The 13,670-nt window shown below is 70.0% G+C and carries 13 protein-coding genes; 3 read left to right on the top strand and 10 right to left on the bottom strand.

Going from position 1 to position 13,670, the window contains the following annotated elements:
• Positions 1-45: 45 nt before the first annotated feature.
• Entirely contained in the window at positions 46-615 is a 570-nt protein-coding gene (locus tag AC1PME_RS00985; protein WP_254459872.1) for a hypothetical protein, read from the bottom strand.
• 171 nt (positions 616-786) lie between these two features.
• Entirely contained in the window at positions 787-2,067 is a 1,281-nt protein-coding gene (locus tag AC1PME_RS00980) for an acetyl-CoA C-acetyltransferase (RefSeq protein ID WP_254459871.1), read from the bottom strand.
• 105 nt (positions 2,068-2,172) lie between these two features.
• On the opposite strand from AC1PME_RS00980, the gene AC1PME_RS00975 reads away from it, so the two are divergent.
• Together AC1PME_RS00975 and AC1PME_RS00970 are read left to right on the top strand one after the other, a co-directional pair.
• On the top strand, positions 2,173-3,060 hold the full coding sequence (locus AC1PME_RS00975) for a hypothetical protein (RefSeq protein WP_481097024.1): 888 nt from the start codon (positions 2,173-2,175) through the stop codon (positions 3,058-3,060).
• Between the two features lie 227 nt (positions 3,061-3,287).
• The gene (locus AC1PME_RS00970) at positions 3,288-3,854 is read left to right on the top strand and encodes an NADAR family protein (protein ID WP_254459869.1); all 567 of its coding nucleotides are present in this window, start codon (positions 3,288-3,290) and stop codon (positions 3,852-3,854) included.
• A 163-nt stretch (positions 3,855-4,017) separates the two neighbouring features.
• On the opposite strand, the gene AC1PME_RS00965 is transcribed toward AC1PME_RS00970, so the two are convergent.
• The 7 genes from AC1PME_RS00965 to glnA form a co-directional block, all read right to left on the bottom strand.
• On the bottom strand, positions 4,018-4,659 hold the full coding sequence (locus AC1PME_RS00965; protein ID WP_307547715.1) for a superoxide dismutase family protein: 642 nt from the start codon (positions 4,657-4,659) through the stop codon (positions 4,018-4,020).
• A 63-nt stretch (positions 4,660-4,722) separates the two neighbouring features.
• Positions 4,723-5,298: a superoxide dismutase family protein gene (locus tag AC1PME_RS00960; RefSeq protein WP_307547713.1), complete on the bottom strand. Its 576-nt coding sequence runs from the start codon at positions 5,296-5,298 to the stop codon at positions 4,723-4,725.
• A 287-nt stretch (positions 5,299-5,585) separates the two neighbouring features.
• Positions 5,586-7,013: a nitrogen regulation protein NR(I) gene (gene ntrC / locus AC1PME_RS00955; RefSeq protein WP_481097023.1), complete on the bottom strand. Its 1,428-nt coding sequence runs from the start codon at positions 7,011-7,013 to the stop codon at positions 5,586-5,588.
• Positions 7,014-7,023: 10 nt separating this feature from the next.
• Positions 7,024-8,055, bottom strand: a complete 1,032-nt coding sequence (locus AC1PME_RS00950; RefSeq protein ID WP_429002474.1) for a two-component system sensor histidine kinase NtrB — start codon at positions 8,053-8,055, stop codon at positions 7,024-7,026.
• Between the two features lie 334 nt (positions 8,056-8,389).
• Positions 8,390-9,829 carry an ammonium transporter gene (gene amt, locus AC1PME_RS00945; protein WP_481097022.1) on the bottom strand — a complete coding sequence of 480 codons (1,440 nt, stop codon included), beginning with the start codon at positions 9,827-9,829 and terminating at the stop codon, positions 8,390-8,392.
• A gap of 19 nt (positions 9,830-9,848) precedes the next feature.
• The gene (locus AC1PME_RS00940; protein ID WP_010341076.1) at positions 9,849-10,187 is read right to left on the bottom strand and encodes a P-II family nitrogen regulator; all 339 of its coding nucleotides are present in this window, start codon (positions 10,185-10,187) and stop codon (positions 9,849-9,851) included.
• A 325-nt stretch (positions 10,188-10,512) separates the two neighbouring features.
• Complete coding sequence (gene glnA, locus AC1PME_RS00935) at positions 10,513-11,922, bottom strand: type I glutamate--ammonia ligase (protein WP_307547705.1); 1,410 nt, start codon at positions 11,920-11,922, stop codon at positions 10,513-10,515.
• Positions 11,923-12,145: 223 nt separating this feature from the next.
• Here glnA and AC1PME_RS00930 point away from each other — a divergent pair, with 223 nt between their 5' ends.
• Entirely contained in the window at positions 12,146-12,937 is a 792-nt protein-coding gene (locus AC1PME_RS00930) for an undecaprenyl-diphosphate phosphatase (RefSeq protein ID WP_307547703.1), read from the top strand.
• A gap of 110 nt (positions 12,938-13,047) precedes the next feature.
• Here AC1PME_RS00930 and AC1PME_RS00925 read toward each other — a convergent pair whose 3' ends face one another.
• Positions 13,048-13,659 carry a YbhB/YbcL family Raf kinase inhibitor-like protein gene (locus AC1PME_RS00925; RefSeq protein ID WP_481097021.1) on the bottom strand — a complete coding sequence of 204 codons (612 nt, stop codon included), beginning with the start codon at positions 13,657-13,659 and terminating at the stop codon, positions 13,048-13,050.
• Positions 13,660-13,670 lie beyond the last annotated feature (11 nt).

Below are 13,670 nucleotides of genomic sequence, written 5' to 3'. Positions count from 1 at the left end.
CTCGTGCACCGATCAACGCCCGGACAGCAGGCCGCGTCCACCGGCTCAGCGCCGCAAATAGGGCGGCAGCATCGGCAGGCGCGCCAGGAACTCCGGCGCCAGGCCCTTGTAGCGCGCATAGCGCTCGTCCATCCGGCGCGGCACCAGGATGCGCGCACCGAACATGCCCCAGATCAGCATGACCAGGAACACCGCCGTTCCCACCCCGAACCCGAGATCGCCGCCAATGGCGAATCCCAGCAGCGGAGCGGCAACGAAGGCGCCCACCCCCAGCAGGATGAACCGGATGCGTCGGCGCCGATGCTCTGCGCACATCCCGAGCACGTGGCTGCTGCGCTTGCGTGCGACCAGCGCCGCGATCGCATAGACCAGGATGCTCACCAGGATCAGCACGTACCAGCCCGGCGCGTGCCAGTAGAAGGTGCGCTTCTTCAGCTCGTCGTTGCGTAGCGCCACCCCACACTTCACGCAGTGCGGCGGGAACGGCGTGTCGCGCAGGCACAACAGCTCGTTGCCATCGCGCCACAGCGTCTCGCCCGGCAACGGCGGCGGCTGGCTGGACGGCGTGGCGACGCTTGGCGCCTGGTACGGATTGAAACTGCCCTGCTCGGTCATGGCCTGCGCCCCCTGCGCACCGTGGCGCCCGCGTGGCGCGGGCGACTCCGGGGCATGGTAGCGCGACGGAAGCGGCGCGATCAGCGCCGGCGGCGCAACCGGGCAAGGACCGGTGGTCGCGCCGGGGCGCCCAGCGGGGGCGGTCGCACGCGTGCGTGCGTGCGGCCAGGCTCAGCGTTCGACGATCGCCACCACGCCCATGCCGCCGGCGGTGCAGATCGAGATCAGCGCGCGGCCGCCGCCGCGTTCGACCAGCTGCTTGGCGACAGTGGCGACGATACGCGCGCCGGTCGCGGCGAACGGATGGCCGGTGGCCAGCGACGAGCCCAGCGGGTTGATCTTGGCCGGGTCGATCTGCCCCAGCGGCGCGTCCAGGCCCAGCCGGGTGCGGCAGTAGTCCTCGCTCTCCCAGGCGCGCAGGGTGCACAGCACCTGCGCGGCGAAGGCCTCGTGGATCTCGTAGATGTCGAAGTCCTGCAGGCGCAGGCCATGGCGCTTGAGCATCTCCGGCACGGCCACGGTCGGCGCCATCAGCAGGCCTTCGCCGTGCACGAAATCCACCGCCGACACCTGCGCATCGCGCAGGTAGGCCATCGGCGCATGGCCGTGCGCCTGCGCCCATTCTTCCGAGGCCAGCAGCACCGCGGCGGCGCCATCGGTCAGCGGGGTCGAGTTGGCCGCGGTCAAGGTGCCGCGGCCGCTGACCTTGTCGAACGCCGGCTTCAGCGTGGCCAGCTTCTCCAGCGAGGTGTCCGGACGCAGGATGTTGTCGCGCTCCACGCCGCGGAACGGCGCGATCAGGTCGGCGAAGAAGCCGCGCTCGTAGGCGGCGGCCAGCTTGTGGTGCGAGGACACCGCCCAGGCGTCCTGCGAATCGCGCGAGATGTTCCACTGCTTGGCCATGTCCTCGCAGTGGTCGCCCATGCTCTTGCCGGTGCGCGGCTCGGCCACGCCCGGGAACTCGGGCTTGAGCTCGGCGAACTTGAAGCCGCGGGTCAGCGCGCGCAGCTTGTCGCCGGCGCTCTTGGCGCGGTTGGCCGCCAGCAGCCGCGCGCGCAGCTTCTTGCCGTAGACGATCGGCACCTCGGAGGTGGTGTCCGAGCCGCCGCCGATGCCCGACTCGATCTGCCCCAGCGCGATCTTGTTGGCCACGGTGATGACGCTGTCCAGGCTGGTGCCGCAGGCGCGCTGCAGGGTGATGCCCGGGGTCAGCGGCGACAGCCCGGAGGACAGCGCGGCTTCGCGGCCCAGGTTCCAGTCGCTGGAGTGCTTGATCACGGCACCCATCGCCACTTCGCCCAATTGCTGCCCGTGCAGGCCGTAACGCTCGACCAGCGCGCCCAGCGTGCGCACCGACATGCCGAGGTTCCCGACATCCGCGTACGCCGTGTTCTGCCGGCAAAACGGAATGCGGACGCCGCCGAGGATGGCGACGGGACGGGCTGCTGGCATGGGATTACCTCGCGCGAGGGGAGTCGGGGACATGGCCTGCACGTTAGCGCAGGCATAATGAAGCGAGTGTAGCTATGCGCCCGCGACGGGCCAACCGCCAATCCCATGACCCAAGCCTTCGCCAACAGCCACGCCCGCGGGGTGATCGCCCTGGAACTGTCCTCCGGGCGCGAACCGGCGCATCCGGCGCTGCCGCACGCGCAGGCCGCCGAACTGGCCGAGAAGGTCGGCCGCGACCTGGCGCAGCTGGTACCGGCGGTGCGCGAGCTGGACCTGAGCCTGGCCGGCGCGCATTTCGACCCGGCCGAGGCGCTGCGCCCGGGCTGGCCGCTGCACCGGCGCCTGGAGGAACTCGGCGCCCGCGCGCCGGGCCGCGCCGACGGCCCACGCCTGCTGGCCTTCGGCAGCGATGCCGACGGCAGCGTGCCATTGCCGTTCCAGGCCGACGCCGGCCTGCGCGGCGGCGCGCTGCGGATCGTGCCGTTCCTGCTCAGCGGCCCCGACCACACCGTGCAGGCGGTGGCTGCGGCACTGGAAGAGGTGCTGCTGGCGCAGGGCATGGCCCAGGCCGATACCGCGCTGCTGGCGCAGCAAGGCTTTGGCGCGCAGGTCGAGCATGCCCGCTACCTCACCGGCAACGACTTGGCGGCGATGATGTCGATGCAGTACGACAACCAGGGCCTGGCGCCGCTGTGGCCGCTGATCGAGACCGCGCTGCTGGCGCCGGACCAGGAAGAATGGCTGCAGGCCCCGCCCGAGCCGCTGCTGCGCTACCGCGGCGGCGAGGTGCGCATGGCCCTGTTCGATCCGGCCAGCTGGTGCGCCCACTACGCCTACGACCGCCAGGACTGCGAGCGCCTGCAGCGGGTCTACGAGCAGTATCTGGCACGGCAGCGGCAACTGGCCGCGGTGCTGGAAGCCCACGGCCTGCCGGTGCTGTACGTGCACTGCGAGAGCGGGCAGGACGCGAAGCAGGCGTTGCTGGCGGCCTGAGCGGCGTCGGCACGGCTACCGGCGCTTGCATCGCCCGGCCGGAGCGAGCGCGCCGGCATGCGCTTCGAGCCGGTGCGCGATTCGTACAGAGTGCGATGCCTGTTCTGCTTCAGGCCTGCCATGGCGACATGCAGTGGGACACCGGCGTGTTTCATCATCCGCGGCACTGTCTGAGCACCGTGGCGTCGCAGCGGTGCGCAGACGCTTGATTCTGAGCGAGAGCATCCATGCAAAACGTGTTGACGGTCGAAGCGCTGTGCGCAAGCCGGCACGCGGGCGAACACCTCAAGTTCGTCCACTTCTGGGGGCACACGCCGAAGCAGCCCGGCCTTATCGACCGTAGCTGCTTCAGCCAATGGTTCGAAGCGCCTTTTGTGCTCGATTCGGTGTCTTACCCGACGGCCGAGCACTACATGATGGCCGGCAAGGCGCGGCTATTCGGCGATCACGCAGCCTGCGCCCGCATTCTGGCCGCAGCGCACCCCGGGGAGGCCAAGGCGATCGGGCGGGAGGTCCACGGTTTCGATGAATTCACCTGGCGCAGTGCCCGCATGCAGTTGGTCATCGAGGGCAACGTGGGCAAGTTCGGTCAGCATGCAGCGCTGAGAGCGTTCCTGCTGGGGACCGGGGATCGTGTGCTGGTCGAGGCGAGTCCGGTCGACCGGATCTGGGGCATCGGCTTGGCGGCAGACGACCCGCGCGCAGTCGATCCTACGATGTGGCAAGGTGAAAACCTGCTGGGCTTCGCCCTGATGCAGGTCCGCCAACAGCTAGAGGAATCCGGTCGTCCCTGATCGCAACGGGCGAGCCGGCCGACGTCATTGGACCGCGACCTGTCCCGCCTCAAGCCGGTTCCCGGATCTCAGCAGCGTTTAGGCACGTTGCCGTCCAAGGCCCGCAGTGCCGACGCCCGCAACGCGGACGCCGGCAGCGTGACGTGACGGCATTCGCGCACGCTTACTGCGCCGGCGCAGCCGCCGCGTCGCCCTTGATCACGCCGCAGGCCAGGCGGCCGCCGGCGTTGCCGGTGGGCTGGCTCTTGTAGTCGTCCGGGTCGGCGTGGACGATCACCGCGTGGTTGAGGATATCGAAGCCGTCGCCCTTGCCGATGTTGACGTTGTTGGACACCGCCGCATCGATGGTCGCCTTGCCCTCGGCGTCGGCCTTGAGGTTCGGCATGTCGCCGCCGTGGTGCGGATCGCTGCCGACCTGGCCGTGCTCGGTCTTGGCCGGGTTGAAGTGGCCGCCGGCGCTGCTGCCGTCGGGCGCGCTGCAATCGCCGAACTCATGGATGTGGAAGCCGTGCTCGCTGTTGGGCTTGAGCCCGGTGATGGTGCCGGTGACGTGCACGGCGCCGTCGACGGTGGTGAACTTGACCTCGCCGGCCACTGCGTTGCCCTGGGTCGGGCTGAGCGAGGCGCTGGCGCTGCCGGTGGCGTTGGGGGCGGCCGGCGGCGCGCTGGCCGCGGGGGCGGCGGCGGGTTCGGGGGTCGGCGCCGGCGTGGCCGCCGGTTCGTCGCGCTTGCAGGCGCTCAGCGCCAGGGTGGTGGCCAGGAACAGCAGACTGGGAAGGGTACGACGCACGGGGTTCTCCTTCATTACAGAGCCGCAGGATGCGGACGGACCTCCCAGGCGGACCCGGGCGGAAGTAGCGATGCGATGTCAGCGCAGCGGGCGGATCACGCCGCAGGCCACGCGTGCGCCGGCGTTGCCGGCCGGCTGGCTGCGGTAGTCGTCCGGATCGGCATGCGCGACCAGTGCGCGGCCGACGATGTCGTTGGCGGCGCCGCCGCCGAGCACCACGCCGCGCAGCAGCACGTCGACCTGGGCGGTGCCGTCGGCATTGGCGGTGAGGTTGTCCATGTCGCCGGCGTGGTGCGGGCCGTTGCCGGCGCGGCCATGCGGCGCGCCGAGCGGATTGAAGTGGCCGCCGGCGCTGCTGGCATCGGCCGCGCTGCAGTCGCCGCGCTCGTGCACGTGGAAGGCGAAGCTGCGGTTGGGTTGCAGGCCGCCGAGCGTACCGGTGATGCGCACGCCGCCGGGGGCGGCGACCAGGGAAAGCTTGCCGCTGACCAGGCTGCCGGACGCCGGCGCCAGCACGGCCTGCGCCTGCTGCACGGTGCCGGCGCTGGGCAGCGGCGGCGCCTTGGACGGCGGCGGCGGGGCCTTGGGCGGCGCGCTGCTGCACGCGGCCAGCATCAGCAGGGCGCTCGCGGCGAGGGGCAATCCGTAACGCATCGACATCGACTCCTGTGTCAGGACGAAATTAGAGGGGCAGCCGTGCAGACCTCATGAAGGCGCACGGCGTGCAGTCTAGTCGGGTGGGATTGGGGATTGGGGATTGGGGATTGGGGATGACCAGCCTGCGGCTGTTGAGAACCGGGATTCGCGAAAGCGTAACGCCATGTAGCTCGGCGCAATGCCCTGTCAGGCACACCGCAGCAAGGGTTTCACGCAGCGGGCGACGCCCGCCCAAGGGACCTCGCCGTTGCGAATCCCCAATCCCGACTCCCCAATCCCACCCCTCAGCGCCGCCGCCGCCCCGGCCCCAGCTTGCGGGTGACGGTGTTGCGGCCCACGCCCAGGCGCGCGGCGGCTTCGGCGCGGCGGCCCTGGGTGAAGCGCAGGGCCACTTCCAGCAGCGCCTTGTCGAAGCGCTCGCGGGCCTCGGCATGCAGGCCCTCGGCGCCGTCGGCCAGGCGCTGCTGCGCCCAGGCCGACAGCTGCGTGTCCCACTCGCCGCCGTCGCCGCTGCGTTCGCGGCGGCCGCCGCGCAGCAGCGCCGCTTCGACGTCGCCGGCGTCGATGATCTCCGCCGGCGCCAGCGCGGCCAGGCGCCAGCACACGTTCTCCAGCTCGCGCACGTTGCCCGGCCACGGATAGGCGCGCAGCGCGTCCAGCGCCGCCGGCGCCAGCCGCTTGGGCGGGGTGTCGAGCTTGCGCGCGGCCATCGCCAGGAAGTTCTCGGCCAGTTGCGGCACGTCGGCGCGGCGCTCGCGCAGCGGCGGCAACTGCAGCCGCACCACGTCCAGGCGGTGCAGCAGGTCGGCGCGGAAGCGGCCCTGTTCGACCAGCGCCTCCAGATCCTGGTGGGTGGCGGCGATGACCCGCACGTCGACCCGGATCAGTTCGCGGCCGCCGACGCGGAAGAATTCGTTCTCGGCCAGCACGCGCAGCAGGCGGGTCTGCAGCGGCAGCGGCATGTCGCCGATCTCGTCGAGGAACAGGGTGCCGCCGTCGGCCTGCTCGAAGCGGCCGATGTGGCGGCGCTGCGCGCCGGTGAAGGCGCCGGCCTCGTGGCCGAACAGTTCGCTCTCCAGCAGTTCGGCCGGGATCGCGGCGGTGTTGAGCGCCACGAACGGCTTGCGCGCGCGCGGCGACTCGGTGTGCAGCGCGTGCGCGACCAGCTCCTTGCCGGTGCCGGTCTCGCCGTTGATCAGCACCGACAGCGGCGCCTGCGCCAGCCGGCCGATGGCGCGGAACAGCGCGCGCATCGCCGGGGTGTCGCCGATCAGTTCGGTGCTGCCCTGCCCGGCCGGCGCCGCCGCCGCCGGCGCCGCGGCACTGCCGGCATCGGGCAGCGCGCGCGCGGCCAGCGCCACCGCGTCGTCCAGGTCGAAGGGCTTGGACAGGAACTCGTGGGCGCCGCCGCGGAACGCGCCGGCGGTGCTGGCCACGTCGGTGTAGGCGGACATCACGATCACCGGCAGTTGCGGATGCGCGGCCTTGAGCTTGTCCAGCAGCACCAGGCCATCGTCGCCGGGCATGCGCACGTCGGTGAACAGCAGGTCGGGCATGGGCCGCTGCGCCAGCGCCTGCAGCGCGGCGGCGGCGCTGTCGAAGCCGTCGACGCTGTAGCCGGCATCGCGCAGGGCGGTGGACAGCACGAAGCGCACCGAACGGTCGTCGTCGACCACCCAGATACGTTGCGTTCCTTGCAGGGAGTCGGTCATCGCAGTGCTCCTAATCGGAATCCGCTGCGCTCTGCGGCAGCAGCAGGGTGAACACGGTGTGGCCGGGGCGGGAGCGGTAGGTCAGCGAGCCGGCATGCTCGCGCGCCACCTGCTGGGCCAGCGCCAGGCCCAGGCCACTGCCTTCGGCGCGGCCGCTGACCAGCGGCAGGAACAGGTGTTCGGCCAGCTCCTCTGGCACGCCGCGGCCGTCGTCGACGATCTCCAGGCGCAGCCCGCGCGCATGCACGCGGTCGCGGATGCGCTGGCCGTGCTCGACGCGGGTGCGCAGGGTGACCTGCGCGGCGCCGGCCTGGATCGCGTTGCGCACCAGGTTCCACACCGCCTGGGTGAGGCGGTCGGCGTCGCCGAGGAATTCGGGAATGCTGGGGTCGTAGTCGCGCTGCAGGCGTACCGACCAGCCGCCTTCGTTCTCGGCCAGGCGCAGGACCCGCTCCAGCACCGCATGGATGTTGAGCATGGCGTGCGGCCGCGCCGGCGCCGGCGACAGCAGTTGGTCGAGCAGGCTGTTGAGGCGCTCGATCTCCGCGCCGATCAGCTCGATCAGTTCGCGTTCGTCCTCGTCGCGGTGCTGGGCGCGTCGCGCCAGCAGCTGCGCCGCGCCCTTGAGCCCGGCCAGCGGATTGCGCAGTTCGTGGGCCAGGCCCTTCAGTGCCGCGCTGAGCGCGTTCGGCAGGGCCTGCGCCGGGTCCAGCGTGGGGAACTCGTCGACCGGGTGCGCTTCCAGCAGCCAGCCGCCGTCGTCCAGCCGCGACAGCCAGCCCTCGGCGAAGCGCGGCGGCTCCCCGGGCACGGCCAGGGCCATGCGGTGCAGGCGCAGCACGTCGCGCTCGTCGTTGCGCAGGAACCGCGCCAGCGCATCGCCCTGCACTTCCAGCGAGGCCAGCGGCTGGTCGAGCAGGCGCCGTACGCTGACCCCGAGCCAGCGCGCGAAGGCGGGGTTGGCGCCGCGCAGGCGGCCGTCGGCATCGGCCCAGACCACCGGGGTACCGAGTGCGGAAAGCGGGGGCGGCGTGCTGTTCATGGCCATTGCACCAATGTAGTGCAAAGCCTGGCGGTCGGCACGGGGCGGCGACGCGTGACGCGGACCACAATCCCGCCACCGGCGCGGCGCGGGACCGCCTCCGGGCCGGCGGACAGTGCTGCTTGGCCTTGGATCGCGCTGCAGAGCGCGGTGTTGCGGGGACAGGGGGGTGTGGCGAGGCGAATGGCCACGCGGAATACCTCGATCGCTGGAGAATGGCCGGCGCTTCCCCCCAGGAAGCGCCGGCGAAAGCCGCGGTCGCGTGGGCCGGCCACCAGCACCGGCCGCACGCATTGCGACAAGGCCCGCGACCGCCGTCGCGGGCCGACGAACCTCAGGACTCGTAGGCGGATTCGCCATGCGAGGTGATGTCCAGGCCCTCGCGCTCGGCGTCTTCCGACACGCGCAGGCCGAACACCAGCTTGGCGATCAGGAAGCCGACCACCGAGACCACGCCGATCCAGCCGACGGTGATCAGCACGCCTTCGGCCTGCACTACCACCTGGTGGCCCATGGTCACGCCCTCGGCATAGCCCATGCCGCCCAGCGCCTTGTCGGTGAACACGCCGGTGAGGATCGCACCGACGATGCCGCCGACGCCGTGCACGCCGAACACGTCCAGGGTGTCATCGGCATTGAGCAGCTTCTTCAGCCCGGTCACGCCCCACACGCAGATCACCCCGGCCGCCACGCCGATGGCGATGGCACCGAACGGTCCGACGGTCCCTGCGGCCGGGGTGATGCCGACCAGGCCGGCGACCATGCCCGAAGCCACGCCCAGCGCCGAGGACTTGCCCTTGACCACCTTCTCGGTCAGCGACCAGGCCAGCACCGCCGCGGCGGTGGCCAGCAGGGTGTTGAGGAAGGCCAGCGCCGCGGTGGCGTTGGCTTCCAGCGCCGAGCCGGCGTTGAAGCCGAACCAGCCCACCCACAGCAGCGAGGCGCCGACGAAGGTCAGGGTCACGTTGTGCGGCTTCAGCGCGTTGTGGCCGAAGCCCAGGCGCTTGCCGACGAAGTAGGAACCGACCAGGCCGGCGACACCGGCGTTGATGTGGACCACGGTGCCGCCGGCGAAGTCCAGCGCGCCCTTGCCGAACAGGAAGCCCGGGGCCGACCACACCATGTGCGCCAGCGGCAGGTAGCCGAAGGTGAACCAGATGACCACGAACAGCAGCACCGCGGCGAACTTCACCCGCTCGGCGAAGGCGCCGACGATCAGCGCGCCGGTGATGCCGGCGAAGGTCAGCTGGAACGCGACGAACACGTACTCCGGCAGCTTGAAGCCCTTGGAGAAGGTGTCGGCCAGCGTGGTGGTGTCGACCCCGGCCAGCAGCGCCTTGTGCAGCGTGCCGATGAACGGACCGCCGTCGGCGAACGCCAGACTGTAGCCGTAGACCACCCACAGCACCGCGATCAGCGAGAACACCACGCCGACCTGGATCAGCACCGACAGCACGTTCTTGGCGCGGACCATGCCGCCGTAGAACAGCGCCAGGCCGGGCACCACCATCAGCAGCACCAGCAGCGTGGAGGTGAGCATCCAGGCGACGTCGCCCTTGTCCACCACCGGCGCGGCGGCGGCCGCGGCCGGCGCGGCGGCCGGCGCCGGTGGCGGCGTCAGTTGTTCGGTGACCACATCCGGCGTCGGCGCCGGGGTGACTTCGGCCTGGGCAAAGGCCTTGCCGGGCACGCCGATCGCCATCGCGCTGACCAGCATCAGCATGCACACCGCATAGAACCGGGCTTTCCACCCGGCGAACAGACCTGTCTTCATGAAGGGCTCCAAGGTGGGGTTAGAGCGCATCGGCGCCGATTTCGCCGGTACGGATACGGACGACCTGCTCGATGGCGGTGACGAAGATCTTGCCGTCGCCGATCTTGCCGGTGCCGGCCGCGCCCTGGATCGCCTCGACCACGGCATCCAGACGTTCGTCGGTCACCACGGTCTCGATCTTGATCTTGGGCAGGAAGTCGACGACGTATTCGGCACCCCGATACAACTCGGTGTGGCCCTTCTGCCGACCGAAGCCCTTGACCTCGGTGACGGTGATGCCGGACACCCCAGCCTGCGACAAGGCCTCGCGGACCTCGTCGAGCTTGAATGGCCGGATGATGGCGGTGATCAGTTTCATGCGCATACCCCGTTGGTGGAAGGAACCGGCCGCCGAAGGCCGACCGGCACTGGGCCCATCGACCGCGCCGCGAACGGCGCGGGTGTTGCTGCGCGATGCGTTCCGTGGATCACGCCGAGGCCCACCGCACCCACGGTGCGGCGGCGACGGCGACGTGGGAGGGAACGTGTCCCACGGCACGCAAGCGCTGTGTTGCGCGATACATCCCCTGGACGAGCGATGACGCGATGACGGACGCGGACCACCTGCGCGGCTCCCCAGCCGGGCAGGTGGCGGCGATGGCGAAGGAGGGAGGGGAAGCCTTCGCCATCGCCGCGCGTGGAACTCAGTTGGCGTAGTACAGCTGGTATTCCAGCGGGTGCGTGGCCGCGCGGAACTTGGTCACTTCCTGCATCTTCAGCGCGATGTAGCCGTCGATGAAGTCGTCGGTGAACACGCCGCCGGCCTTGAGGAACTCGCGGTCGGCGTCCAGCGCTTCCAGCGCCTGGTCGAGGCTGGAGCACACCTGCGGGATCTGCTTCTCCTCTTCCGGCGGCAGGTCGTACAGGTCCTTGTCGCTGGGCGCGCCCGGGTCGATCTGGTTCTTGATGCCGTCCAGGCCGGCCATCATCAGCGCGGCGAAGGTCAGGTAGCCGGACTGCAACGGATCCGGGAAACGGATCTCGATGCGGCGCGCCTTCGGGTTGGACACCCACGGAATGCGGCACGAGGCCGAGCGGTTGCGCGCCGAGTAGGCCAGCATCACCGGCGCCTCGAAGCCCGGGACCAGGCGCTTGTAGCTGTTGGTGCCGGAGTTGGTGAAGGCGTTGATCGCCTTGGCGTGCTTGAAGATGCCGCCGATGTACCACAGCGCCATCTGCGACAGGCCGCCGTAGCCGTCGCCGGAGAACAGGTTGGTGCCGCCCTTGGCCAGCGACTGGTGCACGTGCATGCCCGAGCCGTTGTCGCCGACGATCGGCTTGGGCATGAAGGTCGCGGTCTTGCCGTTGCGGTAGGCGACGTTCTTGATGATGTACTTGAGCATCATCAGCTCGTCGGCCTTCTTCACCAGCGAGTTGAACTTGGTGCCGATCTCGCACTGGCCGGCGGTGGCCACTTCGTGGTGGTGCACTTCGACTTCGATGCCGACCTGCTCCAGGGTCTTGCACATCTCCGCGCGCAGGTCCTGCAGCGAGTCGGTCGGCGGCACCGGGAAGTAGCCGCCCTTGACCGCCGGACGGTAGCCGCTGTTGCCGCCTTCGATCTTGCTGCCGCTGCTCCAGGCCGCTTCTTCCGAATCGATCTTGAAGAAGGTGTGGCCCATCTCGTTGCCGAAGCGCACGCCGTCGAAGATGAAGAATTCCGGCTCCGGGCCGAAGAACGCCTGGTCGGCGATGCCGCTGGACTTCAGGTAGGCCTCGGCGCGCTTGGCCACGCCGCGCGGGTCGCGGCCGTAGCTCTGCATGGTGGCCGGGTCGAGGATGTCGCAGGTCAGCACCAGGGTCGGATCGGCCATGAACGGATCGACGAAGGCGGTTTCGGCGTCGGGCAGCAGGACCATGTCCGACTCGTTGATGCCCTTCCAGCCGGCGATCGAGCTGCCGTCGAACATCTTGCCTTCCTCGAACAGCGCCGGCTCGATGATGCTGACCGGGAAGGTGACGTGCTGCTGCACGCCGCGCATGTCGACGAAGCGCAGGTCGACGAACTCGATCTTGTTGTCCTTGACCAGCTTCTCAATAGTTTCCACAGACATCGATGCAACCTCGGGTTGTGAAGGGCGTGGGCGAGTATCAGCAATCGCCATGCCAATCATGTGGCACTCACAAGCCCTTGATTCTGCTGAAGCGTGCACGCGAACGATGCAACTGCACTGCACTTTACTGGTGCATTCACGCCTGAACGCACCAAAATGGCGCGCAAGCGGATGCTCTATCCTTGCGCAGCTTCCCCTCCCCCAAACGCGACCCTCTTCCCCCATGAGCGATCTGCTGTCGGCCCTGCTGCTGGGCATCATCGAAGGCCTGACCGAATTCCTGCCCATCTCCAGCACCGGGCACCTGTTGATCGCCGAGCGCTGGCTCGGCCACCGTTCGGACTTCTTCAACATCGTGATCCAGGCCGGCGCGATCCTGGCCACCACCCTGGTGTTCCGGCAGCGCCTGTGGGACCTGGCCACCGGCCTGGGCGACCGCGCCAACCGCGACTACGCGTTCAAGCTGGGCGCGGCCTTTCTGGTGACCGCGGTGGTCGGCCTGGTGGTGCGCAAGGCCGGCTGGCAGTTGCCCGACAATGTGGAGCCGGTGGCCTGGGCGCTGGTGATCGGCGGCGTGTGGATGCTGGTGGCCGAGTACTTCGCCGCACGCCTACCGGAACGCGAGACGGTGACCTGGACGGTGGCGATCGCGGTCGGCCTGGCGCAGGTGGTGGCCGGCGTGTTTCCCGGTACCTCGCGTTCGGCGGCGACGATCTTTCTGGCGATGCTGCTGGGCCTGAGCAAGCGCTCGGCCGCGGCCGAGTTCGCCTTCCTGCTCGGCATCCCGACCATGTTCGCGGCCAGTGCGTACTCGTTCCTGGAGTTGTACAAGGACGGCGGGCTGGGCAACGAGAACTGGGGCGACGTGGCGCTGGCCTTCGTCGCCTCGATGGTGACCGGCTTCGTGGTGGTGAAGTGGCTGCTGGGCTACATCAAGTCGCACCGCTTCACCGCGTTCGCGGTGTACCGCATCGTGCTGGGCGCGGCGCTGCTGCTGTGGTTGCCGGCGGCGTGAGGGGTTAAGTCGGCGAGGCGCTGCGCGCTCCGGACCCTCACCCCAACCCCTCTCCCGGTGGGAGAGGGGCTACGGCTTCGCCCTTGTCTCCTTGAGAGAGGGGCTTTGGCTCACTTCGCTGCTGGATTGAGGCTGTAGGTACCGTACAGGCTGGCCTCTGCCAGCACATGGCCCTGCATCGCGCGCAGGGCGTCGGCCGCAGTGAAACGCGCCGGGACGTCCAAGCGCGCCACGTCCAGCGCGAACAGGCGGAAGAAATAGCGATGCACGCGCAGGTCGTTGGCCGGCGGGTACGGGCCGTCGTAGCCGTAGTAGTCGCCGCCCATCGCCGCGTCGCCGGCGAACCAGTCGGTGTAGCTGTTCAGTCCCTGCCGCGCACCGTCCAGGCCGGGCGGGTGCTGCTTGCCCTTGGCGACCACGCCGTCGCTGGCGCTGCCCTCGGCGATCGCGCGCAGGTCGGCCGGCAGGTCCACCGCCACCCAATGCACGAATTCGGTGCGCGGCTGTGCGACCGGGATCTGGACGTCGTCGCGGCCGACCATCTCGGCCACGGTCGGCACGTCCGGATCGACGCACAGCAGGGCGAAGGATTGGGTGCCGGCCGGCACCGCGTCCCAGGCCAGGTGGGGGTTGCGGTTGCCGCCGAAGCCGTCGGCCTGGCCCATCGCGTAGGTCGCCGGGATGGGATGGCCGGGCTGCAGGCTGTCACTGCGAAGACGCATGCGGGAAGCTC

It is taken from the genome of Xanthomonas sp. NCPPB 901 (genome assembly GCF_056725085.1).
The sequence above is the reverse complement of the archived record's forward strand: the minus strand, read 5'-3'. Positions and strand labels throughout refer to the sequence as shown.